The sequence below is a fragment of the Streptomyces sp. NPDC088785 genome (assembly GCF_044750685.1).
GTDB lineage: Bacteria > Actinomycetota > Actinomycetes > Streptomycetales > Streptomycetaceae > Streptomyces.
The window spans coordinates 101954-128101 of sequence record NZ_JBIVKH010000003.1; the positions used below are offsets into that span (position 1 = coordinate 101954).

Consider the following 26148-nt stretch of genomic DNA (forward strand, 5'->3'; position numbering starts at 1 on the left):
ATGCGAAACCTTCCGGAGTCTCGGCACGCGCCCGTCAACTCCGTGTAATTGCGCTTTCGCAAGTCGACCGCCTCAATGCGGTCCAGCCACGGCAAGGGAGAGTACGCGCCACGCGGCGCTCTCTTGACGGCGCCGGGCAAATGGGATCAAACGATCTACCACCATACGCACCCCCCACCCCCCAAGGCAAACCGCCTCCCTGAGAGCCGGGTCACACGGGGTCCCCGGCCTGCGGTGCGGGCACCCCGTCCGCCGCCGGACCGGACTGCTCGTGGGCCGACGACGACGGCTCGGCGGTCGTGGGCGACGGGGTCGGCGGCTCCGAGGTCGGCGGCTGCGGGGTCGGCTCCGGCGAGGACGGCGTGTCGCGCGGCGACGAGGGTCGCGCCGACATCGAGGCGCGCGCCGAGGTGGTGGTCCGCCGGCTCGGCGAGGCGGCGGTGTGCCCGGCCGCGCTCTTCGAGGGGGTCGCCGCGGCGGCGCCGGACGTCTCGCCCGGCGACGGCACGGAGTCGCCGGCCTGGGTGCCCACGCCCTCCCCGCGGTCGGAGACGACGGTCGCGCCGTCCGGCGCGGTGCCCGCGCTGCGCGGCGAGGCGGACGGCGACGGCGCGGCGGGGCGGCCGTCGTCCGCGACGCTCATGCACCCGGCGGCCGCGGCGAAGGCCACCGTGGTCACGGCGAACCGGCCGACCGACCGGAGGAGGACACGGGAGTCGCGGGCATCACGAGAGCCGCGGGCAGCACGGGAATCGCGCGAAACGGACAGCTGGCGCACGGGCGGGCACCTCCGGGAATCCGGCAGGAGACGAGGTCACCGTCCCCAACTGGCACGCCCCTCGGGAGGACACGCAGCGGCACACGGACGGGACACACCCGTCACGAGCAGCGCACAGACCCGTCACACGACCCGGCACACACCCCGGCACACCCGTCGGCCACCCACCTCGACCCACCGCCCGGCACGAAGCCCCGCCCCGGGACCCGCACGAAGGCCGACCGAGGAGCCCGGCTGAGGGGCCCGGCCGAGTGACCCGGCCGAGGAGCCCGCCCGAGGAGCCCGGCCGAGGAGCCCACCCGAAGAGCCCGCCCGAGCGGCCCGGCCGAGGAGCCCGGCCGAGCGGCCCGGCCGAGGAGCCCGCCCGAAGAGCCCACCCGAAGAGCCCGGCCGAAGAGCCCGGCCGAGGAGCCCACCCGAGCGGCCCGGCCGAGCGGCCCGGCCGAGCGGCCCGGCCGAGCGGCCCGGCCGAGCGGCCCGGCCGAGCGGCCCGGCCGAAGAGCCCGCCCGAGCGGCCCGGCCGAGGAGCCCGCCCGAAGAAGCGCGACCGAAGAAGCGCGACCGGAGAAGCGCGACCGGAGAAGCGCGACCGTCAGCCGTACCCCAGGGCGTGCAGTCGTGCGTCGTCGATGCCGAAGTGGTGGGCGATCTCGTGCACCACGGTGATCTCCGTCTCCGCGACCACGTCCTCCCGGGACGCGCACATGCGCAGCGTCGGCCCCCGGTAGACCGTGATCCGGTCGGGCAGCACGCCCGCGTACCACTCGCCGCGGTCCGTCAGCGGAGTCCCCTCGTAGAGCCCGAGCAGCTCGGGATCGTCGGAGGGCGGCTCGTCCTCCACGAACACCGCGACGTTGTCCATCAGCCGCGTCAACTCGGGCGGAATCCGGTCGAGCGCCTCCGCGACCAGTTCCTCGAACTCCTCACGCGTCATCTCCAGCACCCGCCCATTGTCCGGTACAACCCGCATATCGACCCGCCCACTTGGGCATACGGGGGCAATGGCCCGCCCGCCCGCAGCAGCGACCCGACGAGCCCTCCGCCGGATCCGGGCGCTCCACCGCCCCCACCCCTCGCGCCTCACCCTGGAACTGGTCCACCAGCCCCACCCGTACGTGCGCACCCTCGGCCTCGTCGCCGTGGTGCTGCTGGGCGCCTGGCTCGGCCTGCTGATCGTCGGGAGCGTGCGGGCCCCCGTGGGCCCCATGGACACCAAGATGACCCTGCGCCCCTCCCTCACCGGCGGCACCAAGATCAACGTGTCGCCGCTGGGCGCCCTGGAGCTGGACTCCCACACCGCCCCCATCCGCCTCGACGTGGACGTGGACCAGCTCGACCCGGCCCGCGCCCAGGAACTGGTCGACCACCCCGAGCGCCTCTCGGGGCTCCAGGACGAGGTGGCCCGCGACGTCGAGCACGGCACCGCCGACCTGGCGATCCGCTCCTGCGTGGCCGTGGTCGCCGGCGCGACGGCGCTCGGCCTCGCGGTCTACCGCCGCCCGCGCCGCGCCCTGGCCGCCGGCGGACTGGCCCTCGCCCTCCTCGCGGCGTCCGGCGCGACCGCGTACGCGACCTGGAACCCCAAGTCGGTCCTGGAGCCGAAGTTCTCCGGACTGCTCTCCTCGGCGCCCTCGGTCGTCGGCAACGCCCGCTCGATCGTCACCGAATTCGACGTCTACCAGAAGGAGTTGGCCCGGCTCGTCACCAACGTCACGCAGCTCTACGACGTGACGTCCACGCTGCCCACGTACCAGCCGGACCCCTCGACCATCCGGGTGCTGCACGTCTCGGACATCCATCTCAACCCGGCGTCCTGGAAGATCATCGGCTCGCTCGTGCGGCAGTACCGGATCTCGGTGATCGTCGACACCGGCGACACGATGGACCACGGCTCGGCCGCCGAGAACGCCTTCCTCGACCCGGTCGGGGACCTCGGCGCGCCCTACGTCTGGATCCGCGGCAACCACGACTCGAAGACGGACACCCAGGCGTACCTCTCCGACAAGAAGCGGTTCAGGAACGTGCACGTCCTCGACGACGGGCGGGCCGTCACGGTCGCCGGGCTGCGCTTCGCCGGCACCGGCGACCCGCAGTACACCCCGGACCGCTCCGCCGTGGCGCCGGGCGACCCGGCCGAGCGGATGGCGGGTCTGCGGCTCGCCTCCGCGCTGCGCGACCAGGCGGCGGCGGGCACCCCGGTCGACATCGCCCTCGCGCACGAGCCGGCCGCCGCGAAGGAGGTCGACGGCACCGTCCCGCTGGTCCTGGCCGGGCACGTCCACCACGAGCAGATGGACGTGCTGCCGCTCGGCACCCGGCTGCGGGTCGAGGGCTCGACCGGCGGCAGCGGACTGCGCGCCGTCGACAACAGGAACGGCCACCCCGACCCGGTGGAGGCGTCGGTGCTCTACCTGGACCGCTCCAGCAAGCGCCTCCAGGCCTGGGACGAGATCCGGCTGGGCGGTCTCGGCCTGACGAAGGCCGAGGTCAGCCGCCATCTCCCCAAGGAGAACCAGCCCGGCGCCACCCCCTCGCCGAGCGCGCCCAGCGGGTCCCCGTAAACCGTTTTGGCGATAGCTCCCCGCATCCCATATGCTTCTCACGTCCCCGACGCGCTGCGAAGCGCGCAGGCGGGCCGATAGCCCTCATCGTCTAGCGGCCTAGGACGCCGCCCTTTCAAGGCGGTAGCACGGGTTCGAATCCCGTTGGGGGCACGTAAAACCGTGTGCAACACTGTTGCACGCACAGCTTGGTCCTGTGGAGCAGTTTGGAGTGCTCGCCACCCTGTCAAGGTGGAGGCCGCGGGTTCAAATCCCGTCAGGACCGCTTGCAGTTCATTTCGGTGAACTGCGTGGCTGGGTAGCTCAGTTGGTACGAGCGATCGCCTGAAAAGCGATAGGTCGCCGGTTCGATCCCGGCCCCAGCCACCTCCTCGAAGGCCCCGTCCGCGGACGGGGCCTTCGGCGTGCGCCCCCACCCCTCACCCGGTTTCCGCTTTCCGGTTTCCGGTTTCCGCGCCCGCGGGGTCACACGGCCGCGGCGTGCAGCGGCTGGGTGCCCCGGCCGCCCGGGTGGCGGTGCCGCCAGAACCAGAACAGGCCCGACGACAGCACCGCCCACCCGGCCAGCACCAGGAACGGGAACGCGTGCTGGTGACCCTGGAAGTACACCGCCGTGTGCTGCGCGTTCACCGAGGCCCCCGGCGGCAGCCACTGGCCGATCCGGCCGAGGACCGTCGGCAGCAGCGGGGGCGCCACCGCGCCGCCCGACGCCGGGTTGCCGACCAGGACCAGCAGGCCCCAGGTCGGGATCATCGCCCAGCGGTGGAAGAACGTGTTGAACATCGTGAAGACCATCCCGCACGTGAACATCGTCAGCGCGAGGATCAGCCACGACTCCACGAACGGCAGATCGAGCGCGCCGAGCCCCCAGTCGACGACCGCCGCCACCGCGAACCCGCCGAGCAGCGCGTACGCGATCGTGGCGACGATCCGCTCCGCCGGGTTCAGGCCGCGCGCGTGCACACTCAGCTGGATCGCCCCGACGAAGCCGATGATCACGGCCGCCAGCGAGATGTAGAAGATCGCCAGGCCCCGCGGGTCGCCGCTCTGCAACGGGTTCAGGTCCTTCACCGTCACCGGGATGCCGGTCTCCTTGCTGACCTGCGGCGCCGCCTCCGTGAAGACCTGGGCGACCGAGACCCCGGACGCGCCGGAGACCTCCAGGTCGACCCGGGAGCCGTCGCCCCGCACGTCCAGCACCGCGTAGATCCGCTGCTCGTCGATGGCGTCGCGGGCCGCCTCCCGGTCGGCGTAGTGCTTCAGGTCCAGCTGGGCGTCCAGCGCCTTCTCCATCGCCCCGACGAACGCGCTGCGCCGCGCCGCGTCCCGCTCGCCGGTCACGCCGGTCGGGATGTGGTGCGGGGTCGGGTTCGCCATGGAGTACGTGTACGACGCCGCGAACAGGGCCGCCGCCGCGGCCAGGATGAAGGTCAGGACGACCGCGGGCAGGAACGGCGACTTCTTGAAGCCCGCCCACCGGTCCGCCCGGGTCGGCGGCCGGCCGTGCGCACCGTGCGCGGGGGGCGCGGCGGGCGCACCAGGGTCGCCTGGCTCGTCGGGGTCGCCGAGCGGCGGATGGGGGCGCGGTTGTTCCTCGTCGGGCAAGGGCGACATACCTGCACGCTAATTCAGTCATAAGCCGCATACATCCCGAGAGGGGTATCCGCGTCGCGGTCGGCGCCAAAACCGTTCGCCACGGATTTCTCCGAGGTGAGATCCTGGACGGCGTATGTCTACGCAGCCTGCTCCCGCCGCCGCCGATCAGTTCGCCGCCCTCGCGCGGCGGCTGTCCGAGCTGTCCCTCCGCGACGCGCACCGGCTCGGGCGCAGGCTCGAGGGTGCCCGCAAGATCCGCAAGCCCGAGGCGCGCGCCGCCGTCGTGGCGGAGCTGGACGCGGAGGCCGAGAAGGCCGCGCGCCGCACCGCCGTGCGCCGTGAGCGCCGCGCGGCCCTCGACGTCACGTATCCGCAGCAGCTCCCGGTCAGCCAGAAGAAGGACGAGATCGCCGACGCGATCCGCGACCACCAGGTCGTGATCGTGGCCGGTGAGACCGGCTCCGGCAAGACCACGCAGATCCCCAAGATCTGCCTGGACCTCGGCCGGGGCGTGCGCGGCATGATCGGCCACACCCAGCCGCGCCGGATCGCGGCCCGCACGGTCGCCGAGCGCGTCGCCGACGAGCTGCGCACGCCGCTGGGCGAGGCGGTCGGCTGGAAGGTCCGGTTCACCGACCAGGTCGACCAGGACGGCACGTTCGTCAAGCTGATGACGGACGGCATCCTGCTCGCCGAGATCCAGACCGACCGCGAGCTGCGCGCCTACGACACGATCATCATCGACGAGGCGCACGAGCGGTCCCTGAACATCGACTTCCTGCTGGGGTACCTGGCGCAGCTGCTGCCCAGGCGCCCGGACCTGAAGGTCGTCATCACCTCGGCGACGATCGACCCCGAGCGGTTCTCCCGGCACTTCGGCGACGCCCCGATCGTGGAGGTCAGCGGCCGGACGTACCCGGTGGAGGTGCGCTACCGCCCGCTGCTGGAGGAGGACGGCGACGACTCCGACCGCGACCAGATCACCGCGATCGCGGACGCGTGCGAGGAGCTGATGGCCGAGGGCGCCGACGGCGACATCCTCGTGTTCCTCTCCGGCGAGCGCGAGATCCGCGACACGGCGGACGCGCTGGAGAAGAAGAAGTACCGGTTCACCGAAGTGCTGCCGCTGTACGCGCGCCTCTCGCACGCCGAGCAGCACCGCGTCTTCCAGCAGCACACCGGACGCCGCATCGTCCTGGCGACGAACGTCGCGGAGACCTCGCTGACCGTCCCGGGCATCAAGTACGTCATCGACCCGGGCACCGCCCGCATCTCGCGCTACAGCCACCGCACGAAGGTGCAGCGGCTGCCGATCGAGCCGGTCAGCCAGGCCAGCGCCAACCAGCGCAAGGGCCGCTGCGGCCGTACCTCCGACGGCATCTGCGTCCGGCTGTACTCCGAGGACGACTTCCTCGCGCGGCCGGAGTTCACGGACGCCGAGATCCTGCGCACCAACCTCGCCTCCGTCATCCTCCAGATGACCGCGGCCGGCCTCGGCGACATCGAGAAGTTCCCCTTCATCGACCCGCCGGACCACCGCAACATCCGCGACGGCGTGCAGCTCCTCCAGGAGCTGGGCGCGCTGGACCCGGGTGAGAAGGACGTCCGCAAGCGCCTCACGCAGCAGGGCCGCAAGCTCTCCCAGCTGCCCGTCGACCCGCGGCTGGCCCGGATGGTCCTGGAGGCCGACAAGAACGGCTGCGTCCGCGAGGTCATGGTGATCGCCGCCGCGCTGTCCATCCAGGACCCGCGCGAGCGGCCCTCCGACAAGCAGGCGCAGGCCGACCAGCTGCACGCCCGCTTCAAGGACGAGACCAGTGACTTCCTGGCGCTCCTGAACCTGTGGAACCACGTGCGCGAGCAGCAGCGGGAGCTGGGCTCCTCGGCGTTCCGCCGCATGTGCAAACGCGAGTTCCTGAACTTCCTGCGCATCCGGGAGTGGCAGGACATCTACAGCCAGCTGCGGACCGTGGCCCGGCAGATGGGCATCCAGCTGAACGAGGAGGACGCCCCCGGCGACTCCATCCACGTCTCCCTCCTCGCCGGCCTGCTCTCCCACATCGGGATGAAGGACGTGAAGGAGACCAAGGAGTCGCAGGCGAAGGACCCCAAGCAGCGCGAGCGCGGCGGCGGCCGCAACGAGTACATCGGCGCCCGCAACGCCAAGTTCGCGATCTTCCCCGGCTCGGCCCTCTTCAAGAAGCCGCCGCGGTTCGTGATGTCGGCGGAGCTGGTGGAGACGTCCCGGCTCTGGGCGCGGGTCAACGCGCGCATCGAGCCCGAGTGGGTCGAGCCGCTCGCGGAGCACCTGCTCAAGCGCACGTACAGCGAGCCGCACTGGGAGAAGGACCAGGCCGCCGTGATGGCGTACGAGAAGGTGACGCTGTACGGCGTCCCGCTCGTCGCCCAGCGGAAGATCAACTACGGCCGGATCGACCCCGAGGTCTCGCGCGAACTGTTCCTGCGCCACGCGCTGGTGGAGGGCGACTGGCGTACGCACCACAAGTTCTACGCCGACAACCGCAGGCTCCTCACCGAGGTCGAGGAGCTGGAGCACCGGGCGCGGCGCCGCGACATCGTGGTGGACGACGACACCCTCTACGACTTCTACGACCAGCGGGTCCCCGAGCACGTCGTCTCGGGCGCCCACTTCGACTCCTGGTGGAAGCACAAGCAGAAGGAGGAGCCCGAACTCCTCGACTTCGAGCGCTCCATGCTGATCCGGGAGTCCGCGGAGGCGGTCACCAAGGCCGACTACCCCGACAGCTGGCGGCAGGGCGCGCTCACGTTCCGGGTGACGTACCAGTTCGAGCCGGGCGCGGACGCCGACGGCGTCACGGTCCACATCCCGCTCCAGGTGCTCAACCAGGTCACGGACGAGGGCTTCGACTGGCAGATCCCGGGCCTGCGCGAGGACGTGGTCGTGGAGCTGATCCGCTCCCTGCCCAAGCCGATCCGCCGCAACTACGTGCCCGCGCCGAACTACGCGAAGGCGTTCCTGGACCGCGCGGTGCCCCTCCAGGAGGCGCTGCCGGTCACCCTGGCGCGCGAGTTGCAGCGGATGGTCGGCGTGCCGGTCCAGGCCGGCGACTTCGACCTCACCCGCGTACCGGACCACCTGAAGATCACCTTCCGGATCGTCGACGAGCGGCGCCGCAAGCTGGCCGAGGACAAGGACCTGGAGGCGCTCAAGCTCCGGCTGCGCCCGAAGGCGCGGCAGGCCATCTCCCAGGCCGCGGCGGCCACCGCCGAGCGGGCGGGCGGCCCCTCGGTCGAGCAGAAGGGCCTGACGGACTGGACGATCGGCACCCTGTCGAAGGTCTTCGAGACCCGGCGGGCGGGCCAGCCGGTCAAGGCGTACCCGGCGCTGGTCGACGACGGCCCCGGGGCGGGCACCGTCTCGGTCCGGCTCTTCGACAGCGAGGCCGAGCAGGCCCGCGCCATGTGGACGGGCACCCGCCGGCTCATCCTGCTCAGCATCCCGGTGAACCCGGCGAAGTTCGCCTCGGACAAGCTGAACAACGCGGCGAAGCTGGCCCTGTCGGCGAACCCGCACGGCTCGGTGCAGGCCCTCTTCGAGGACTGCGCGACGGCCGCGGCGGACAAGCTCATCGGCGACTTCGGCGGCCCGGCCTGGGACGAGGCGTCGTACCGCGCCCTCTACGAGAAGGTGCGCGCGGAGATCGTCGACACGACCGTGCACGCCGTGGACCAGGTCCGGCAGGTGCTCGCCGCCTGGCAGGCCTGTGAGCGGCGGCTGAGGTCGATGCGCAGCCCGACCCTGCTGGCCAACCTCCAGGACGTGCGGACCCAGCTGGACTCCCTGGTGAAGCCGGGCTTCGTCACGGCCACCGGGCTGCGCCGCCTGGGCGACCTGATGCGCTATCTGGTCGCCGCCGACCGCCGCCTCCAGCAGATGCCGACCGGCGCCCAGCGGGACACCTCCCGCATGGAGAAGGTCCACGAGATGCAGGACGAGTACGCGTGGCTGCTGGAGCAGATGCCGCAGGGCCGGCCGGTGCCCCAGGAGGTCCTGGACATCCGGTGGATGATCGAGGAGCTGCGGGTCAGCTATTTCGCGCACGCGCTGGGCACCGCGTACCCGGTCTCGGACAAGCGGATCGTGAAGGCGATCGACGCCCAAGTGCCGTGACGGAGCGGGCACACCGGGTGAGTTCGACCGGTGGGCCTGCACTGCTGTAGAGTCCTTCTCGCAGCGCAGGAAGGAAACGAAGCGCCGCAAAGCCTGGTCCTGTGGAGCAGTTTGGAGTGCTCGCCACCCTGTCAAGGTGGAGGCCGCGGGTTCAAATCCCGTCAGGACCGCAGTGGAGAAGCCCCGCACCGATGGTGCGGGGCTTCTCGCGTTGCCGCCGGGCACTCTTGACGGCGCATCGGCCGCCCGGTACGCCGGAACCACGACCCGGCCCGGAGCACGGAGGCGGCGCATGGCGGCAGCCCGGCACGAGACGCGGGCGCTGCTGCGCGCCCACCTGTCCGCCGCGTCCGGCCACCGCCACCTCACCCGCCACTGCCCGGTCTGCCACCGCCTGCTGCGGCTCGCCATGGACCCGGCGACGGACGCGACGGCGGATCCGTCCGTGGACGCCGCCACAGAGGCCCTGGAGGGCTGCGAGAGCGCCCCGGAGGGAGGTGGGGACGAAAGTCCCCCGAAGGCATGACCAAAGCCGCCCCACGAGCCCGCCAACTGGTGGGAGCCTGAAGAGAGTCGGGTGGACCACGAGCGGGCAGGAGGAGCGGGAGGCTCCTCTAGCGCACTTGTGTCATCCGCAACAAGCTGCCGGGTATGTGACGGGTGTCACCGAACTAGTTTTGGAAACACCGTTTCTTACACCCCGCCTACAACTGCTCAATTTAATATGTGCAATTGCACTACCTCCGCAAGGGTCCGCCGGAGACCGATCAAGGTCCGACAGGACCACCCACGGATCCCCGCCGCAGGCCGGCGCCCGCGCACAAAAAAGATCGCGCTGGACCCGGCGGAGTCCAGCGCGATCGACGACGCGCCCGTGATGCTGTGGAGATGACGCCTCAGCGGGCTCTTCAGAAGAAGGGGGCCTGTTGGGGCAGGCCCGCGCCAAGTGGAGCTATGGGGTGGGCGCGGCTCGGGTTGGGGGGCCCGAAACGCCCGGTAATGCAGCGTTCTGCGGTGCCTCAGGCCTCGCTGCGCTGCTGGGGGATGCCCGCCAGCAGTGCGCGGACCTCGGCCTCGCGGTAACGGCGGTGTCCGCCGAGCGTGCGGATCGACGTGAGCTTGCCAGCCTTCGCCCAGCGCGTGACCGTCTTCGGGTCGACGCGGAACATCGTGGCGACCTCAGCCGGGGTCAGCAGCGGCTCGGCATCAGGGGTGCGAGCGGTCATGAGCGGCCTCCTCGGGAGAACCGAACCTTCTCGGTTCTTTCCTTTAAATTCTGCACCTTGACCCGCGTTGCCGGATATGGCGGACACGGGTCGAGTCGGTTATAGGACGAACGGCTTGTCCTCGGCACTACAACTACACCATCCGTCCAGCCGCGTCGGCCAAACCGATGGAATTGCCCTCCCAGGTGTTCATCAGCGACGGAAGCCGATGGACCATGCCATAGCGGACAGTCACGCCACAGTGACGATCAGTCACAGAGCGATCAGGAGTCGTCAGACCCCCCACAGACAGTGCAATGCTGAGCAATCCGTCCATGGTTGGACTTAGATGGACGGATGGAGCCCTCCCCGGACTCCTTGTCCTATTTTGGCACGAGGAGGGGCGATGGACGCAAGGGCCCCGTAAGTGCATTCCGTCACGCTTGAGTCATTAGCCCGGATCAGGACGTAGGTCCTAAGAGCGCCGCGCACGGCGTCAGTTGGCGCCCGTCAGTTGGCGTACTGCCGGTCCCGCACCGCGCGCCAGCGCTCCACGAGCCGGGTGTACGCCTCGCCCGCCCCCTCCCCGTCACCGGAGCGCAGGGCCGCGATCCCCTCGGCCACGTCCGCCGCCGAGTGGTCCCCGTCCAGCAGCTCGGCCGGCAGGGCGTGCACCAGCCCGCCGTAGTCCAGTTCGACGTACGAGCGCGGGTGGAACTCCTCCAGCCAGCGCCCCACGTCCATCAGGCCGTCGATGAGCGGCCCCTCGTCCATCGCCTCCCGCAGCGCCCGCAGGCCGCGCGCCACCCGCCGGCGGGCCTGCACCATCGGGGTCCGGTACCGCAGGTACGGGTCCTCCGGGCCGCACCCGCCGCCCTCCCCGGCCCCACCGCCCTTCGGCTCGTACTCCCGCTCCTCGTCGGCGACGAGCACGAACCAGTCGAGCGGCACCTGCCAGAGCGACGTCCGGATCCAGGGGCGGGCGTCGGGGTTGCGCTCCAGCCAGCGCTCGTAGTCGGCCGCCGCCTGCCGGCGCACCACCGGCGGCAGCACCGCGTCCAGGACCGGGGCGGGCAGCCGCTCCGGCAGCTCGCCCAGCGCCTGCCAGCCGCGCAGCCGGGTCCGCCACGGGCACACGCACAGCACGCCCGCGACCTCGATCACGAACGCGTCGTCGCTCTCGTGCACCGGCACCGCCACGGGCGGCGTGGGCACCAAGTCGGCCAGGGAGCGGCGCAGTTCGTCCTGGTAGGAAGGCCGGCGCGGGCGGCGCGCATAGCGCTCCCAGTGGCCGCGCTCGGGCTGCGGGAACGCCGCGAGCGGTTCATAGACGCGCAGATACGCCGCGTACGGGACGGTCACCGACGACACCTTGGGCACGGCTGCTCCCTCCCCCGCCCGCGGACCGGAAAACACTCCGCATCGTCCCACCCGGCGCGGCGGCCGGGCGCGGCGGGCCGCCCTGGCACGCCGGCGGGCCCGGGACGCGAGAGAGTGATCCTCGGCACTGCGCCCGTGGCGGGCCCGCGCAGGTTCTAATCTCGTGCTCACGCACCACCACGGACGCCCGCCACCCGTACGGGAATCCGCTCAACCGCCGCTATGTACTTGGGAGTCACCACAGTGACCGATGTGACCGGCGCGCCTGCTGACGTACTGCACACCCTCTTCCACTCGGACCAGGGGGGACACGAGCAGGTCGTTCTCTGCCAGGACCGGGCCAGCGGCCTCAAGGCCGTCATCGCCCTCCACTCGACCGCCCTGGGCCCCGCCCTCGGCGGCACCCGCTTCTACCCCTACGCCTCCGAGGCGGACGCCGTCGCCGACGCGCTGAACCTCGCCCGCGGCATGTCGTACAAGAACGCCATGGCCGGGCTCGACCACGGCGGCGGCAAGGCCGTGATCATCGGCGACCCGGACGTCGTGAAGAGCGAGGAGCTGCTGCTCGCCTACGGCCGGTTCGTGGCCTCGCTCGGCGGGCGCTACGTGACGGCGTGCGACGTCGGCACCTACGTCGCCGACATGGACGTCGTCGCGCGCGAGTGCCGCTGGACGACGGGCCGCTCGCCGCAGAACGGCGGGGCCGGCGACTCGTCCGTCCTCACCGCCTTCGGCGTCTACCAGGGCATGCGGGCCAGCGCCCGGCACCTGTGGGGCGATCCGTCGCTGCGCGGGCGCACGGTCGGCATCGCGGGCGTGGGCAAGGTGGGGCACCACCTGGTCGAGCACCTGCGGGACGAGGGCGCCGAGGTCGTGATCACCGACGTGCGCGCCGAGTCGGTGCGGCGGATCACCGACCGGCACCCCGGGGTGCGGGTCGTGGCGGACACCGACGCGCTGATCCGCGAGCCGGGTCTCGACGTCTACGCGCCGTGCGCGCTCGGCGCGGCCCTGAACGACGAGACCGTGCCGGTGCTGACCGCCAAGGTGGTGTGCGGCGCGGCCAACAACCAGCTCGCGCACCCGGGCGTCGAGAAGGACCTCGCCGACCGCGGGATCCTCTACGCCCCGGACTACGTGGTCAACGCGGGCGGCGTCATCCAGGTCGCCGACGAGCTGCACGGCTTCGACTTCGACCGCTGCAAGGCGAAGGCCGCGCGGATCTTCGACACCACCCTCGGTATCTTCGCGCGCGCAAAGGCCGACGGGATTCCGCCGGCCGCGGCGGCCGACCGGATCGCCGAACAGCGGATGGCGGAGGCGCGCGGCCGGGGCGTGATCGGCGTTCCCGCGTAAGAAGAGTCACGCCGATCGGCGGGTCGTCCGCCGAGAAGAGGTTAAAATCGCAGCTGACCAGCGAGGACAGGGCTCCTTGCTGGTCCTGTGCACAGGCGCGTCCTGTGGGCGACGTACCGTATGGGCGTGGGCTCAGGTACCGTGGAAGCCCTACGGACCGGTCTCTCTGCGGAGAGTCCGTTCCAGATCATGAACGCGTGTCAAGACTCTGGGGCCGTCGAGCCCCGTCACCGAGGGGGTCGAGCCATGGGGCGCGGCCGGGCAAAGGCCAAGCAGACGAAGGTCGCCCGCCAGCTGAAGTACAGCAGCGGCGGGACTGACCTCTCGCGTCTGGCCAATGAGCTGGGCGCATCGACGTCGAATCCAGTATCGAATCAGCCGCCGAACGGTGAGCCTTTCGAGGACGACGACGAGGAAGACGACCCGTACGCCCGCTATGCGGATATGTACGACGACGACGAGGAAGACGACTCCGGCGAGTCTGGACCTTCGTCGCAGCGCCGCGGCGCTTGACCTCGTACCACACTGAGCGTTTTCAGCGCGTAACCCGCTTCTGACGACCTCTGCACTCACCCGGTCCGGGGTGTCACCACCCCGGACCGGGTTTTGTGCTGCTCCGTGCGGGTTACTGCGCGTAGTCGCCCGTGAGCTCCGCGCCCGTCGTGCGGTCGCCGCGGTCGGTGATCTCACCGGCGACCCACGCGTCGACCCCGCGGTCGGCGAGGGTCGCGAGGGCGACGTCCACCGACTCCTGCGGGACGATCGCCATCATGCCGACGCCCATGTTCAGCGTCTTCTCCAGCTCCAGGCGCTCGACCCGGCCCGCCGAGCCGACGAGGCCGAAGATCGGGTCCGGGGTCCAGGTGGCGCGGTCGACCGTGGCGTGCAGGCCGTCCGGGATCACCCGGGCCAGGTTGGCCGCGAGGCCGCCGCCCGTGATGTGGCTGTAGGCGTGGACCCGGGTGGTGCTGGTCAGCGACAGGCAGTCCAGCGAGTAGATCTTGGTGGGTTCGAGGAGTTCCTCGCCGAGCGTGCGGCCCAGCTCGTCCACGTGCCGGTCGAGCGTCAGGCCCGCGCGGTCGAGGAGGACGTGCCGGACCAGCGAGTACCCGTTGGAGTGAAGACCGGAGGACGCCATGGCGATCACCGCGTCACCCGTACGGATACGGTCCGGGCCCAGCAGGTCGGCGTGCTCCACGACGCCCGTACCGGCGCCCGCGACGTCGAAGTCGTCGGGGCCCAGCAGGCCCGGGTGCTCGGCCGTCTCGCCGCCGACCAGGGCGCAGCCGGCGAGGACGCAGCCCTCCGCGATGCCCTTCACGATGGCGGCGACGCGCTCGGGGTGGACCTTGCCGACGCAGATGTAGTCGGTCATGAAGAGCGGCTCGGCGCCGCAGACGACGATGTCGTCCATGACCATCGCGACGAGGTCGTGGCCGATCGTGTCGTAGACGCCCAGCTGGCGGGCGATGTCGACCTTCGTGCCGACGCCGTCGGTGGCGGAGGCGAGCAGCGGACGCTCGTACTTCTTGAGGGCGGAGGCGTCGAAGAGGCCGGCGAAGCCGCCGAGGCCGCCGAGGACCTCGGGGCGCTGCGTCTTCTTCACCCACTCTTTCATCAGCTCGACGGCGCGGTCACCGGCTTCGATGTCGACGCCCGCGGACGCGTAACTGGCACCTGTGGTCTCAGACATTGCCTGGGATCTTTCGGGTTGGTGAATCGGGGTCTACGGGCGACGGATCGCGTCGGCCGCAGCCGTGGCGGCGGGTCCCGCGGCCAGTTCCGTCTCCAGGAGCTGCTTGCCGAGCAGTTCCGGGTCGGGGAGATCCATCGGGTACTCGCCGTCGAAGCAGGCGCGGCAGAGGTTCGGCTTGTCGATGGTCGTGGCCTCGATCATGCCGTCGATGGAGATGTAGGAGAGGGAGTCCGCCCCGAGCGAGGTGCCGATCTCCTGGACCGACATGCCGTTGGCGATCAGCTCGGCGCGGGTCGCGAAGTCGATGCCGAAGAAGCAGGGCCACTTCACGGGCGGGGACGAGATCCGGATGTGGACCTCCGCCGCGCCGGCCTCGCGGAGCATGCGGACCAGGGCGCGCTGGGTGTTGCCGCGCACGATCGAGTCGTCGACGACGACCAGCCGCTTGCCCTTGATGACTTCCTTCAGCGGGTTCAGCTTCAGCCGGATGCCCAGCTGGCGGATCGTCTGGGAGGGCTGGATGAAGGTACGGCCCACATAGGCGTTCTTCACCAGACCCGCACCGAACGGGATGCCGGACGCCTCCGCGTAGCCGATCGCCGCGGGGGTCCCGGATTCCGGGGTCGCTATGACCAGATCGGCGTCGACCGGGGCTTCCTTGGCGAGCTTGCGGCCCATCTCCACGCGGGAGAGGTAGACGTTCCGCCCGGCGATGTCGGTGTCGGGACGGGCCAGGTACACGTACTCGAAGACACAGCCCTTGGGCTTTGCTTCGGCGAAGCGGGACGTTCGCAGGCCGTTCTCGTCGATGGCGACGAACTCGCCCGGCTCGATCTCGCGGACGTACGCGGCGCCGCAGATGTCGAGGGCGGCGGACTCGGAGGCCACCACCCAGCCGCGCTCCAGGCGGCCGAGGACCAGCGGGCGGATGCCCTGCGGGTCGCGCGCCGCGTACAGGGTGTGCTCGTCCATGTAGACGAGCGAGAAGGCGCCCTTGACCTGGGGCAGCACCTTGGCGGCGGCCTCCTCCAGGGTCAGCGGCTTGCCGTCGTCGTCGACCTGGCCGGCGAGCAGCGCCGTGACCAGGTCGGTGTCGTTGGTGGCCGCCACCTGGGTGGCGCGGCCGTTCTCCTTGGGGAGGTCGGCGACCATCTCGGCGAGCTGCGCCGTGTTGACCAGGTTGCCGTTGTGGCCGAGCGCGATCGAACCGTGCGCGGTGGCGCGGAACGTCGGCTGGGCGTTCTCCCACACGGAGGCCCCGGTGGTCGAGTAGCGGGCGTGACCGACCGCGATATGACCTTGGAGGGAACCGAGGGACGTCTCGTCGAAGACCTGGGAGACGAGTCCCATGTCCTTGAAGACGAGGATCTGGGAGCCGTTGCTGACCGCGATTCCCGCGGATTCCTGACCCCGATGCTGGAGGGCGTAGAGCCCGAAGTAAGTGAGTTTGGCGACCTCTTCACCCGGAGCCCAGACACCGAAGACGCCGCAAGCGTCCTGGGGGCCTTTCTCGCCGGGGAGCAGATCATGATTGAGTCGACCGTCACCACGTGGCACGCGACCGAGTGTAGACGTGATCGACCACTGGTCCGAATTGGGGACAGGGGGTTTCGGCGTTGACACGCCGTGGCAGCGCGTCGTCGCGACCCCGGCGCCCCCGCGGAGCCGACCCGGATCCACGGCTCTGACCTGGCCAAACGGCGGAACCGGACGGGTCCGCCCGAGGGGTACGGCAGGTGTGACCGATGTCGCTGTCGGGGCGGAGGCGGCGGGTCCGGAGTGCGGACGCACCGTTGACAGGTGTACGTCAGACTCGGCAAGGTCCTGGATCATGCAGCCCCTCCGTGACCGCACGGTCACCCTCGTGGAGCGCCGCCACGTCGACCTGGTCCGTGTCGCGAGCGCCATCTGTCGCTGCGTCTGAGTTCCACCCGCCGTCCGCACCCCCTCCGGCCGTGATCGGCGGCTGAGGTCCGTCCGGGGCGGTCCCCTGTGCCCCTTTTCTCCTCGCTGTCTCCTCCTGCGTGCGGGCCGTCGGCGGTCGCCGGCTGCCCGCGCGCAGTTCCCCGCGCCCCCTGTCGGGGCGCCGTCTCCCCGGAGTCCTCCCATGACCCCGCACGTCCCGAACCTGTCCCGCCGCTCCGCGCTGGGCGGGGCCGCCGCCGTCGCCGCGCTCGGCGTCACGGCCGCACCGGCCGCCGCCGAGGCCGCCGCCGCGCCCCGCGAGACCCCGTTCCGCGCCGCCGCCCACCGCAGGTCCCGGCGGCCCAACATCCTGTTCATCCTGGGCGACGACCTGGGCTGGGCGGACCTGTCCTCGTACGGCGCGCCCCACATCAGGACCCCGCACCTGGACCGGCTGGCCCGCCAGGGCGTGCGCTTCACCGACGCCTACAGCGGGTCGGCGACCTGCTCGCCGACCCGGTTCAGCCTCTACACCGGCCGCTACCCGGGCCGGACGAAGGGCGGGCTCGCCGAGCCGATAGCCGACCGGTCCGTCGGGCTCGACCCGAACCACCCCACGCTCGCCTCGCTGCTGCGCGGCGCGGGCTACTCGACCGCGCTGATCGGCAAGTGGCACTGCGGCTACCTGCCGGACTACTCGCCCACGAAGTCCGGCTGGGACGAGTTCTTCGGGAACTTCGGCGGGGCCCTGGAGTACTACTCGAAGCTGGGGCTCGGCGGCGAGTACGACCTGTACGAGGGCGACGCCGAGTACAAGGACCTGCGGTACTACACGCGGATCCTGACCGAGCGGGCGAGCGAGTACGTGCGCCGCGACCACGGCGACGGTCCGTGGCTGCTCAACCTGAACTTCACCACCCCGCACTGGCCGTGGATCGCCGACGGGGACGAGGAGGAGAGCGCCGAGGTCGCGCGGAAGATCCGGGCGGGCGACGCGCGGGCGCTCTTCCACACCGACGGCGGATCGGTGGCGAAGTACACGCAGATGGTCGAGGACCTCGACCGCTCGGTCGGCAAGGTGCTCGCCGCCCTGAAGGAGTCGGGGCAGGAGGACGACACCCTCGTCTTCTTCGCCTCCGACAACGGCGGCGAGCGCTTCTCCTACAACTGGCCGCTGTCCGGCAACAAGGCCTCCCTCCAGGAGGGCGGCATCCGGGTGCCGACGATCGTGCGCTGGCCCGCCCGGATCGACGCCGGGCAGGTCAGCCACGAGCCGGTCTTCACGCCGGACTGGACGGCGACCCTGCTGGAGATCGGCGGCGCCCGGCCCGACCCCGGCCACCCGCTCGACGGCACCAGCCTCGCCGGGTATCTGCTGCGCGGCGCCGCCCTGAAGGAGCGTGAGCTGTTCTGGCGGGTGCGCGGGGAGCGCGCCGTGCGCCGGGGCGACTGGAAGTACTACCGGGGCAGGAGCGGCGCCGACCAGCTGTTCGACCTCTCCGCCGACCGCCGCGAGCAGGCCGACCGGGCCGCCGACGAGCCCGCGCTGCTGGCCGAGCTGAAGGCGGTGTGGGAGAAGACGGACAAGACGCTGCTGCCCTACCCGTCCTGAGAACCCGCCGACCGCCGGTGTCAGGCGCCGGCGGTCAGGGTGATCGCGGTGCCGTCGGCCGCCTCCACGGTCAGGGTGTCGCCCTGGATGTCGTAACGCGCCCTGCCCGTGAGGACGGTCCGCATCGTCTGCTCCACGTCGGACGCCTCGCCGACGCACCCCATCCTGGTGGAGGTCAGCGGGCCGAAGGTGAGGTGGCCGTCCGCGACGGTGGCCTCGGCGCCGCCGCTGTTGCAGCCGAGGCGGGCGCCGACCGTGCCGTCCTCGGCGAAGACGAGGCGGGCCCGGCCCGCGGCGGCCTTCGGCAGCGGCTCGGTGGTGCCGTCCGCGCCGAGACCCGTGACGGTCCACCTGGTGCCGACGAGCGCGGCGTCGCGCTGCTTGACCAGGGAGATCGTGGCGCCGTCCGGGCCGGTGAGGGTCAGTCCGTCGCGGCCGGCCGCGCTGATCGTGTTCTCGGCGGCGAGGGCGCGGGCGAGCGCCCTGTCGAAGGCGCGCTGCCGCGCGTCCCGGCAGAACACCTCCGTGGTCGCGGGCCGGCCGAGGTCGACGGTGTCGGCGCCGACCTCGGCCGGGGCATCGAAGCGGTGGCAGCCGTAGTCGCCGCGGACCCGGGCGTCGGACACGAACTCCAGATACGCGCCGCGCGGCGCCTTCGTCGTCGTGCCGTCCACGGTCATGCCGCGCACGCTCCAGTGGACGCCGGTGGCGGGCACCCCGACGGCCGCCACCGATCCGGGGGCCTTCTCCTCCGCACAGGCCGTGACCGCGGCGAGCGCGGCCACCGGCAGGGCCGCGGCGAACAGGGCGCGGGTGCTGCTGCGTTGCGGGAACATGCCGGTGCGACGGGACGGACCAGCCGACCGGTTCCGTCCGCCGTGCGATTCACGCCATGATCGGCAACAGGGCTTCCAGGTCGGCCCGTTCGCCGCTGGCGCTGACCTGGGCCGCGTCGAGCGCCGCCGGCCACGTCGTCCGTCCCGTGGCCAGGCGGATCCAGGTCAGCGGGTCGGTCTCCACGACGTTGGGCGGGGTGCCGCGGGTGTGCCGGGGGCCCTCGACGCACTGCACGACCGCGAACGGCGGGATGCGGACCTCGGTGGAGCCGCCGGGCGCCCTGGCGGCGAGCGCGTCGGCGAGGAACCTCGTCGCCGCGGCCAGCAGTTGCCGCTCGACGGGCAGTCCGAGCGCGGGCAGCGCGTCGTTCAGGTCGTCGGTGTGCACGGCGAGTTCGACGGCGCGGGTGACGAGGACGTCGGTCAGGGTCATCGTGCCGACCCGGTGCGCCACGGGCCGGGTGCCGTCGACGCCCGGCGGCAGATACGTGTCGAGCCCGGCGGCGACCCGCGCGTACAGCTCGCCCGGCGGCGCGCTGTCCGCCAGCTCCCGGACGCCGTCGGCGATGGCGGAGGCGGCGGGCGCGGTCAGCGCGGGATAGTCCAGGAGGGCCAGGTCGGCCCGGGCCGGGGCGGGCTCGGCGAGGCCGCGCGGCAGCATGCCGACGGCCATGGTGACGTGCGCGGCCAGCTCCCGCACCGTCCAGTCGCCGAGCCGGGTGGGCGCCGCGAGCTGCTCGGGCGTGAGCGCCTCGACGGCCGCGCGCACGGCGGCGAACTGGGCCAGGACGGCGGTGCGGAGCTTCTCGGTGTCGTAGGAGCGCGCGCGCTTCCCGGAGGTCTTGGGCGGGGCCATGACGGCGACCCTACGCCCGCGCCGCGACGCCGTGCGGGCGGACGGCGGGCGGACGAGGGCCCCGGCCGGAGCGCGTCCGGACGGGGCCCTCGGTCACGTACCGCGCGCTAGGCCAGCAGCGCCGGCAGCGTCTCCTCGTGCGCCACGCGCAGCTCGGCGAGCGACAGGGCGAACTCGCCCTGCACGTCCACCGCGGCGTCGTCGCCGGAACCGTCCACGACACCGATGCGGGTGACGGGCAGACCGCGCGCCCCGCACATGTCGTTGAACCGCAGCTCCTCGCTGCGCGGCACGGACACGACCGCGCGGCCGGCCGACTCCGAGAAGAGGAACGTGAACGCGTCGAGCCCGTCGGGGACGATCAGGCGCGCGCCCTTCCCGCCGAGCAGCGCCGACTCGACCACGGCCTGGATCAGGCCGCCGTCGGACAGGTCGTGCGCGGCGTCGATCATGCCGTCGCGGGAGGCGGAGATCAGGATGTCGCCGAGCAGCCGCTCGCGCTCCAGGTCCACCGTCGGCGGCAGCCCGCCGAGGTGGTCGTGGACCACCTGCGACCAGGCCGAACCGCCGAACTCCCCGCGGGTGTCGCCCAGCAGGTAGAGGAGCTGGCCCTCTTCCTGGAAGGCGACCGGGGTGCGCCGGGCCACGTCGTCGATGACGCCGAGGACGGCGACGACCGGCGTCGGGTGGATCGCGGCCTCGCCCGTCTGGTTGTACAGCGAGACGTTGCCACCGGTCACCGGGGTGCCGAGCTGGAGGCAGCCGTCGGCGAGACCGCGCACGGCCTCGGCGAACTGCCACATGACGGCCGGGTCCTCGGGCGAGCCGAAGTTCAGGCAGTCGGAGACGGCGAGCGGCTTGGCGCCGGTCGTCGCCACGTTGCGGTACGCCTCCGCGAGGGCGAGCTGCGCGCCCGTGTACGGGTCGAGCTTCGCGAACCGGCCGTTGCCGTCCGTCGCGATGGCGACGCCGAGGCCGGACTCCTCGTCGATGCGGATCATGCCCGAGTCCTCGGGCTGCGCGAGGACGGTGTTGCCCTGCACGAAGTGGTCGTACTGCTGGGTGATCCACTTCTTCGACGCCTGGTTCGGCGACGCGACCAGCGCGAGGACCTGCTGCCGCAGCTCGTCCCCGGTCGTCGGCCGGGGCAGCGCGTTCGCGTCGTCGGCCTGGAGCGCGTCCTGCCACTCGGGGCGGGCGTAGGGACGCTCGTAGACCGGGCCGTCGTGGGCGACCGTGCGCGGGTCGACGTCGACGATCTTCTCGCCGTGCCAGAAGATCTCCAGCCGGTCGCCGTCGGTGACCTCACCGATGACGGTGGCGATGACGTCCCACTTCTCGCAGATCTCCAGGAAGCGGTCGACCTTGCCGGGCTCCACGACGGCGCACATGCGCTCCTGCGACTCGCTCATGAGGATCTCCTCCGGCGAGAGCGTGGAGTCGCGCAGCGGTACGTCGTCCAGCTCGACGCGCATGCCGCCCGAGCCGTTGGACGCCAGCTCGCTGGTGGCGCAGGAGATGCCGGCCGCGCCGAGGTCCTGGATGCCGACGACGAGCTTCTCGGCGAACGCCTCCAGGGTGCACTCGATGAGGAGCTTCTCCTGGAACGGGTCGCCGACCTGCACCGCGGGGCGCTTCGACGGCTTGGCGTCGTCGAAGGTCTCGGAGGCCAGGATGGAGGCGCCGCCGATGCCGTCGCCGCCGGTCCGCGCGCCGTACATGATGACCTTGTTGCCCGCGCCGGACGCCTTCGCGAGGTGGATGTCCTCGTGCCGCATGACGCCGATCGCACCGGCGTTGACCAGCGGGTTGCCCTGGTAGCAGGAGTCGAAGACGACCTCGCCGCCGATGTTCGGCAGGCCCAGGCAGTTGCCGTAGCCGCCGATGCCGGCGACGACGCCCGGGAGCACGCGCTTGGTGTCGGGGTGGTCGGCGGCGCCGAAGCGCAGCGGGTCGACGACCGCGACCGGGCGGGCGCCCATGGCGATGATGTCGCGCACGATGCCGCCCACGCCCGTGGCCGCGCCCTGGTAGGGCTCGACGTAGGAGGGGTGGTTGTGCGACTCGACCTTGAAGGTGACGGCGTAGCCCTGGCCGACGTCGACGACGCCCGCGTTCTCGCCGATGCCGACGAGCATCGCGTCGGACTGCGGGGCCTTCTCGCCGAACTGGCGCAGGTGCACCTTGGACGACTTGTACGAGCAGTGCTCGGACCACATGACCGAGTACATGGCCAGCTCGGCGCCGGTCGGGCGGCGGCCGAGGATCTCCACGACGCGCTCGTACTCGTCCTTCTTCAGGCCGAGTTCGGCCCAGGGGAGGTCGACGTCGGGCGTCTTGCTCGCGTTCTCTACGGTGTCGAGGCTCATGAGGCGGCGACCAGCTTCTTGAGGATCGAGGTGAAGAAGGGGAGGCCGTCGGTGCGGCCGGACCCGACGAGGGGCTCGACGGCGTGCTCCGGGTGCGGCATCAGGCCGACGACGTTGCCCGCCGCGTTCGTGATGCCGGCGATGTCGCGGAGCGAGCCGTTCGGGTTGACGTCGAGGTACCGGAAGACGACGCGGCCCTCCGCCTCCAGCATGTCGAGGGTGCGCTCGTCGGCGACGTAGCGGCCGTCCATGTTCTTCAGCGGGATGTGGATCTCCTGGCCCGCCTCGTAGTCGGACGTCCAGGCCGTGCCCGCGTTCTCCACCCGCAGCTTCTGGTCGCGGCAGATGAAGTGCAGGTGGTCGTTGCCCAGCATCGCGCCGGGGAGCAGGTGGGCCTCGGTGAGGACCTGGAACCCGTTGCAGATCCCCAGGACCGGCAGGCCCGCCCTCGCCTCGCCGATCAGGCTCTCCATGACCGGCGAGAACCGCGAAATGGCGCCCGCGCGCAGGTAATCGCCGTAACTGAATCCGCCCGGCAGGACCACCGCGTCGACCTGCTTCAGGTCCTTGTCCTTGTGCCAGAGAGCGACCGGCTCGGCGCCCGCGAGACGGATCGCGCGCTGCGTGTCCCGGTCGTCGAGCGATCCCGGAAAGGTGACGACGCCAATACGAGCGGTCACTTTTCGACTCCCGCGACAAGCTCCTCGACCTTGACGGTGAAGTTCTCGATCACGGTGTTGGCGAGGAAGGTTTCCGCCAGCTCGTGGATACGGGCGAGCGCGGCGTCGTCCACCGGCCCGTCCACCTCCAGCTCGAAACGCTTTCCCTGGCGGACGTCGGAGATGCCGTCGAAACCGAGGCGCGGCAGCGCACGCTGCACCGCCTGGCCCTGGGGGTCGAGGATCTCCGGCTTGAGCATGACGTCGACTACGACGCGTGCCACTGGCACTCCCGGTGTGTGGTGCTGAGCAGGTCCGTTCAGAGTACCCGCCCAAATCTTCTACTCGCGTAGACAGTAGGAATCTACGAGAGCCGCGTCACGTTACGGCAACGACGCGAGATCCGCACGGAAAAATAAGGGAAAGACACCGAAAGACCCTGGCATATCCATGAGGGCAGACACGCGGAGGTTTTTAAATGGTCTTCCCTCTGCAATGCCGGACAGGGTAAAAAGGAATGGGCAGAAACCGGAAACAGACCGGAACAGTCGACATCTCCGCACGTCAAAGCGGGGATGCCGGACGAAGGGACCGATATTCGTGGCGCAGCGTGTCGTGGTCACTCTCTTTGACGACATCGACGGCTCGGAAGCGGCGGAGACGGTCGCCTTCGGTCTCGACGGCAGGTCGTACGAGATCGACCTGAATCAGGCCCACGCCAAACAGCTCCGCAAGGCCCTGGCCCCGTACCTCCAGGCCGGCCGCAAGCGGAACGGCCGGGCGGCCAGGACCGACCGGACGGCCAAGGTGTTCACGCACACGTCCGTGAGCCCGGACCCGGCCGCCGTGCGCGCCTGGGCCCGCTCGAACCACCTGGACGTGCCGCCGCGCGGCCGCATCCCCAAGCGGATCTACGAGGAGTTCGCCAAGGCCAACTGAGGGCGGCGCCCGCCCCGCGGCCACCCCGTCAGATGCCCCTCGCGGCAACCGACTTGCGCTGCACCCCCGGCGGTCGGCTAGAGTCTGGAGCACGCCGAGGGGCAAGGCCGCAGGGCCGGACCCCACGGAGTAGATGCGGGTGTAGTTCAGTAGTAGAACATCCCCCTTCCAGGGGGAAGGCGCAGTGTGCAATTCCTGTCACCCGCTCCGCATCGCGTACCGACCGCCCTCCGGGGTGCGGTAGGCTGATGCTCGCGCCGCACGGTGAAAGCCGGTCGGATGCCATGCGAACGTAGCTCAGTTGGTAGAGCGCAACCTTGCCAAGGTTGAGGTCGCGAGTTCGAACCTCGTCGTTCGCTCCAGTTCCGAAGGCCCGGATCCCCCAGGGATCCGGGCCTTCGGCGTGTGCGGCCCGCCGTCTGACATTTGTCACGGACGTCGATGACAGCGCGCACTGCCGCACCGCCCCGGCCGGCGGAAGGCTGGAGCCATGACCAACAACGAGCGCGTGATCGACGTCACTGATCTGCGCCGCGTGTACGGGGACGAACGGGGTTCCTTCGAAGCGGTGCGCGGAGTGACCTTCTCCGTGGGACGCGGCGAACTCTTCGCCCTCCTCGGCACCAACGGCGCGGGCAAGACCTCCACCGTCGAACTCCTCGAAGGGCTGGCGGCACCGGCCGGCGGGCAGGTGCGAATCCTCGGGCACGACCCGCACACCGAACGGGACCGGGTGCGGCCGCGGATCGGCGTGATGCTCCAGGAGGGCGGCTTCCCCTCCGAGCTGAGCGTCACCGAGACCGTCCGCATGTGGGCCGGATGCACCAGCGGGGCACGGCCCGTCGGCGAGGCACTCGACATGGTCGGGCTCGGCGGACGCGGCAAGGTCCGCGTCAAGCAGCTGTCCGGCGGCGAGAAGCGGCGCCTCGACCTGGCGCTCGCCCTGCTGGGACGGCCCGAGGTGCTGTTCCTCGACGAACCCACCACCGGACTCGACGCCGAAGGCCGCCGGGAGACCTGGGAACTGGTGCGCCGGCTGCGCGCCGAGGGCACCACCGTCCTGCTGACCACGCACTACCTCGAAGAGGCCGAGGACCTGGCCGACCGGCTCGCGATCCTGCACGAGGGGCGGATCGCCGCCGAGGGCCGCGTCGCCGAGGTCGTCGCCGCCCAGCCCTCGCACATCTCCTTCGAACTGCCCGAGGGCTATCTGCTCGGCGACCTGCCGCCGCTCGCCCCGCTCGGCGTCACCGGCCACGAGACCGAGGGCCGCACGGTCCGGCTGCGCACCGACGACCTCCAGCGCGCCGCGACCGGGCTGCTGCTGTGGGCCCGGGACGCCCGGGTCGAGCTGCGCCGCCTCGACGTGCGCGGCGCCTCCCTGGAGGAGGCGTTCCTGCGGATCGCGCGGAACGCCAAGAACGGCACCGAACCGGCACGGGACAAGGAGATGGCAGCATGAGCACGCTGGCGACGACGACCTCCCCGGGGCGGCTGGCCTCGCTCGCGCGGGCCGAGTTCACCCTCATCGGGCGCAGCAAGGGCGTGCTGTTCACCGCGGTCTTCGTACCGCTGGTGCTGCCCTTCAGCGTCTCCCGGACGGTCGACAAGGGCTCCCTGAAGGACGCCGGGCTGAACATCGGCACGGTCATGGTCTCCTCGGCGATCGCGTTCTCCCTGCTGTTCGCCGTGTACAGCGCGCTGGTGAGCGTCTACGCGTCCCGGCGCGAGGAGCTCGTCCTGAAGCGGCTGCGCACCGGTGAGCTGCGCGACCTGGAGATCCTCGCCGGGGCCGCGGTGCCGTCGGTGGTGATCGGGCTCGTGCAGTGCGCGGCGGTGGCCGTCGTGAGCGCGCTGGCGCTCGACGCGGGGGCGCCCGGCGCTCCCCCGCTGGTGCTGCTCGGCGTCCTGCTGGGCATCCCGCTGTGCGTCGCGCTCGCCGCCCTCACCACGGTGTTCAGCCGCAGTGTGGAGAGCGCGCAGGTCGCTGCGATGCCGATGCTGATCATCTCGATGATCGGCTCCGGGGGCGTCGTGCCGCTGGAGGTGCTGCCCGACCGGATGGCGGCCGTGTGCGAGTTCCTGCCGCTGACCTCGGCGCTCACGCTGGTGCGGGGCGGCTGGAGCGACACCCTGTCCGGCGGGGAGGCCGTGAAGGCGATCGTGCTCGCGGTGGCCTGGATCGGGCTCGCGGTGTTTGCTGTCCAGAAGCGCTTCCGGTGGGAGCCGCGGCGGTGAGGCGAGGGG

At 71.4% G+C, this 26148-nt stretch carries 22 protein-coding genes and 6 tRNA genes; 16 read left to right on the forward strand and 12 right to left on the reverse strand.

Going from position 1 to position 26148, the window contains the following annotated elements; genetic code table 11:
* Positions 1 to 211: 211 nt before the first annotated feature.
* Positions 212 to 679, reverse strand: a complete 468-nt coding sequence (locus ACIP5K_RS11055; RefSeq protein ID WP_401407817.1) for a hypothetical protein — start codon at positions 677 to 679, stop codon at positions 212 to 214.
* A 691-nt stretch (positions 680 to 1370) separates the two neighbouring features.
* Positions 1371 to 1721 carry a metallopeptidase family protein gene (locus tag ACIP5K_RS11060; RefSeq protein ID WP_401407819.1) on the reverse strand — a complete coding sequence of 117 codons (351 nt, stop codon included), beginning with the start codon at positions 1719 to 1721 and terminating at the stop codon, positions 1371 to 1373.
* 58 nt (positions 1722 to 1779) lie between these two features.
* On the opposite strand from ACIP5K_RS11060, the gene ACIP5K_RS11065 reads away from it, so the two are divergent.
* From ACIP5K_RS11065 to ACIP5K_RS11080, 4 genes are all read left to right on the forward strand, one after another.
* Positions 1780 to 3339 (forward strand): metallophosphoesterase, encoded by a 1560-nt coding sequence (locus ACIP5K_RS11065; RefSeq protein ID WP_401407821.1) that lies wholly within the window; start codon positions 1780 to 1782, stop codon positions 3337 to 3339.
* Positions 3340 to 3419: 80 nt separating this feature from the next.
* Positions 3420 to 3492: transfer RNA gene (locus ACIP5K_RS11070), tRNA-Glu, on the forward strand.
* Positions 3493 to 3529: 37 nt separating this feature from the next.
* Positions 3530 to 3604 (forward strand) — tRNA-Asp (locus ACIP5K_RS11075).
* A 27-nt stretch (positions 3605 to 3631) separates the two neighbouring features.
* Positions 3632 to 3705 (forward strand) — tRNA-Phe (locus ACIP5K_RS11080).
* A 99-nt stretch (positions 3706 to 3804) separates the two neighbouring features.
* Here ACIP5K_RS11080 and ACIP5K_RS11085 read toward each other — a convergent pair.
* The gene (locus tag ACIP5K_RS11085) at positions 3805 to 4953 is read right to left on the reverse strand and encodes an ABC transporter permease (protein ID WP_401407823.1); all 1149 of its coding nucleotides are present in this window, start codon (positions 4951 to 4953) and stop codon (positions 3805 to 3807) included.
* 115 nt (positions 4954 to 5068) lie between these two features.
* Here ACIP5K_RS11085 and hrpA point away from each other — a divergent pair, with 115 nt between their 5' ends.
* The 3 genes from hrpA (at position 5069) to ACIP5K_RS11100 (ending at position 9614) form a co-directional block, all read left to right on the forward strand.
* Positions 5069 to 9088, forward strand: coding sequence for an ATP-dependent RNA helicase HrpA (hrpA, locus tag ACIP5K_RS11090; protein ID WP_401407825.1), 4020 nt, complete (start codon positions 5069 to 5071; stop codon positions 9086 to 9088).
* A gap of 95 nt (positions 9089 to 9183) precedes the next feature.
* Positions 9184 to 9258 (forward strand) — tRNA-Asp (locus ACIP5K_RS11095).
* 122 nt (positions 9259 to 9380) lie between these two features.
* A complete protein-coding gene (locus ACIP5K_RS11100; protein WP_401407827.1) occupies positions 9381 to 9614 on the forward strand; it encodes a DUF6274 family protein in 234 nt (77 codons plus the stop codon).
* A 493-nt stretch (positions 9615 to 10107) separates the two neighbouring features.
* On the opposite strand, the gene bldC is transcribed toward ACIP5K_RS11100, so the two are convergent.
* Positions 10108 to 10314 carry a developmental transcriptional regulator BldC gene (gene bldC / locus ACIP5K_RS11105; RefSeq protein ID WP_003949541.1) on the reverse strand — a complete coding sequence of 69 codons (207 nt, stop codon included), beginning with the start codon at positions 10312 to 10314 and terminating at the stop codon, positions 10108 to 10110.
* A 489-nt stretch (positions 10315 to 10803) separates the two neighbouring features.
* Positions 10804 to 11673 carry a hypothetical protein gene (locus ACIP5K_RS11110; protein ID WP_401407829.1) on the reverse strand — a complete coding sequence of 290 codons (870 nt, stop codon included), beginning with the start codon at positions 11671 to 11673 and terminating at the stop codon, positions 10804 to 10806.
* 243 nt (positions 11674 to 11916) lie between these two features.
* Between ACIP5K_RS11110 and ACIP5K_RS11115 the strand changes: the two genes are divergently transcribed.
* Complete coding sequence (locus tag ACIP5K_RS11115) at positions 11917 to 13029, forward strand: Leu/Phe/Val dehydrogenase (protein WP_401407831.1); 1113 nt, start codon at positions 11917 to 11919, stop codon at positions 13027 to 13029.
* Between the two features lie 246 nt (positions 13030 to 13275).
* Positions 13276 to 13542: a DUF3073 domain-containing protein gene (locus ACIP5K_RS11120; RefSeq protein WP_401407833.1), complete on the forward strand. Its 267-nt coding sequence runs from the start codon at positions 13276 to 13278 to the stop codon at positions 13540 to 13542.
* 112 nt (positions 13543 to 13654) lie between these two features.
* On the opposite strand, the gene purM is transcribed toward ACIP5K_RS11120, so the two are convergent.
* Both purM and purF read right to left on the reverse strand, forming a co-directional pair.
* On the reverse strand, positions 13655 to 14722 hold the full coding sequence (gene purM, locus ACIP5K_RS11125) for a phosphoribosylformylglycinamidine cyclo-ligase (RefSeq protein ID WP_401407835.1): 1068 nt from the start codon (positions 14720 to 14722) through the stop codon (positions 13655 to 13657).
* Positions 14723 to 14755: 33 nt separating this feature from the next.
* Positions 14756 to 16282, reverse strand: coding sequence for an amidophosphoribosyltransferase (purF, locus tag ACIP5K_RS11130; RefSeq protein ID WP_401407837.1), 1527 nt, complete (start codon positions 16280 to 16282; stop codon positions 14756 to 14758).
* A 274-nt stretch (positions 16283 to 16556) separates the two neighbouring features.
* Here purF and ACIP5K_RS11135 point away from each other — a divergent pair, with 274 nt between their 5' ends.
* Both ACIP5K_RS11135 and ACIP5K_RS11140 read left to right on the forward strand, forming a co-directional pair.
* The gene (locus tag ACIP5K_RS11135) at positions 16557 to 16649 is read left to right on the forward strand and encodes a putative leader peptide (protein WP_401407839.1); all 93 of its coding nucleotides are present in this window, start codon (positions 16557 to 16559) and stop codon (positions 16647 to 16649) included.
* A 183-nt stretch (positions 16650 to 16832) separates the two neighbouring features.
* Entirely contained in the window at positions 16833 to 18242 is a 1410-nt protein-coding gene (locus tag ACIP5K_RS11140; protein WP_401407841.1) for a sulfatase, read from the forward strand.
* A 20-nt stretch (positions 18243 to 18262) separates the two neighbouring features.
* Here the strand turns inward: ACIP5K_RS11140 and ACIP5K_RS11145 are convergent, their stop codons facing one another.
* The 5 genes from ACIP5K_RS11145 to purS form a co-directional block, all read right to left on the reverse strand.
* Positions 18263 to 19078, reverse strand: coding sequence for an META domain-containing protein (locus ACIP5K_RS11145; protein ID WP_401407843.1), 816 nt, complete (start codon positions 19076 to 19078; stop codon positions 18263 to 18265).
* Positions 19079 to 19127: 49 nt separating this feature from the next.
* The gene (locus ACIP5K_RS11150) at positions 19128 to 19934 is read right to left on the reverse strand and encodes a sterol carrier family protein (protein WP_401407845.1); all 807 of its coding nucleotides are present in this window, start codon (positions 19932 to 19934) and stop codon (positions 19128 to 19130) included.
* A gap of 107 nt (positions 19935 to 20041) precedes the next feature.
* Positions 20042 to 22303 (reverse strand): phosphoribosylformylglycinamidine synthase subunit PurL, encoded by a 2262-nt coding sequence (gene purL, locus ACIP5K_RS11155; RefSeq protein WP_401407847.1) that lies wholly within the window; start codon positions 22301 to 22303, stop codon positions 20042 to 20044.
* Complete coding sequence (purQ, locus tag ACIP5K_RS11160) at positions 22300 to 22983, reverse strand: phosphoribosylformylglycinamidine synthase subunit PurQ (RefSeq protein ID WP_401407849.1); 684 nt, start codon at positions 22981 to 22983, stop codon at positions 22300 to 22302. Before purQ ends, purL begins: the two co-directional genes overlap by 4 nt.
* Positions 22980 to 23246 carry a phosphoribosylformylglycinamidine synthase subunit PurS gene (gene purS / locus ACIP5K_RS11165; protein WP_401407851.1) on the reverse strand — a complete coding sequence of 89 codons (267 nt, stop codon included), beginning with the start codon at positions 23244 to 23246 and terminating at the stop codon, positions 22980 to 22982. The genes purQ and purS overlap by 4 nt, the downstream gene beginning before the upstream one ends.
* A gap of 316 nt (positions 23247 to 23562) precedes the next feature.
* Between purS and ACIP5K_RS11170 the strand changes: the two genes are divergently transcribed.
* The 5 genes from ACIP5K_RS11170 (at position 23563) to ACIP5K_RS11190 (ending at position 26139) form a co-directional block, all read left to right on the forward strand.
* Positions 23563 to 23901, forward strand: coding sequence for an Lsr2 family protein (locus tag ACIP5K_RS11170; RefSeq protein ID WP_401407853.1), 339 nt, complete (start codon positions 23563 to 23565; stop codon positions 23899 to 23901).
* 135 nt (positions 23902 to 24036) lie between these two features.
* Positions 24037 to 24108 (forward strand) — tRNA-Gly (locus ACIP5K_RS11175).
* 79 nt (positions 24109 to 24187) lie between these two features.
* A tRNA-Gly gene (locus tag ACIP5K_RS11180) sits at positions 24188 to 24263 on the forward strand.
* 128 nt (positions 24264 to 24391) lie between these two features.
* Entirely contained in the window at positions 24392 to 25363 is a 972-nt protein-coding gene (locus ACIP5K_RS11185; RefSeq protein ID WP_401407855.1) for an ABC transporter ATP-binding protein, read from the forward strand.
* Positions 25360 to 26139, forward strand: coding sequence for an ABC transporter permease (locus ACIP5K_RS11190; RefSeq protein ID WP_401407857.1), 780 nt, complete (start codon positions 25360 to 25362; stop codon positions 26137 to 26139). The genes ACIP5K_RS11185 and ACIP5K_RS11190 overlap by 4 nt, the downstream gene beginning before the upstream one ends.
* Positions 26140 to 26148: the final 9 nt, after the last annotated feature.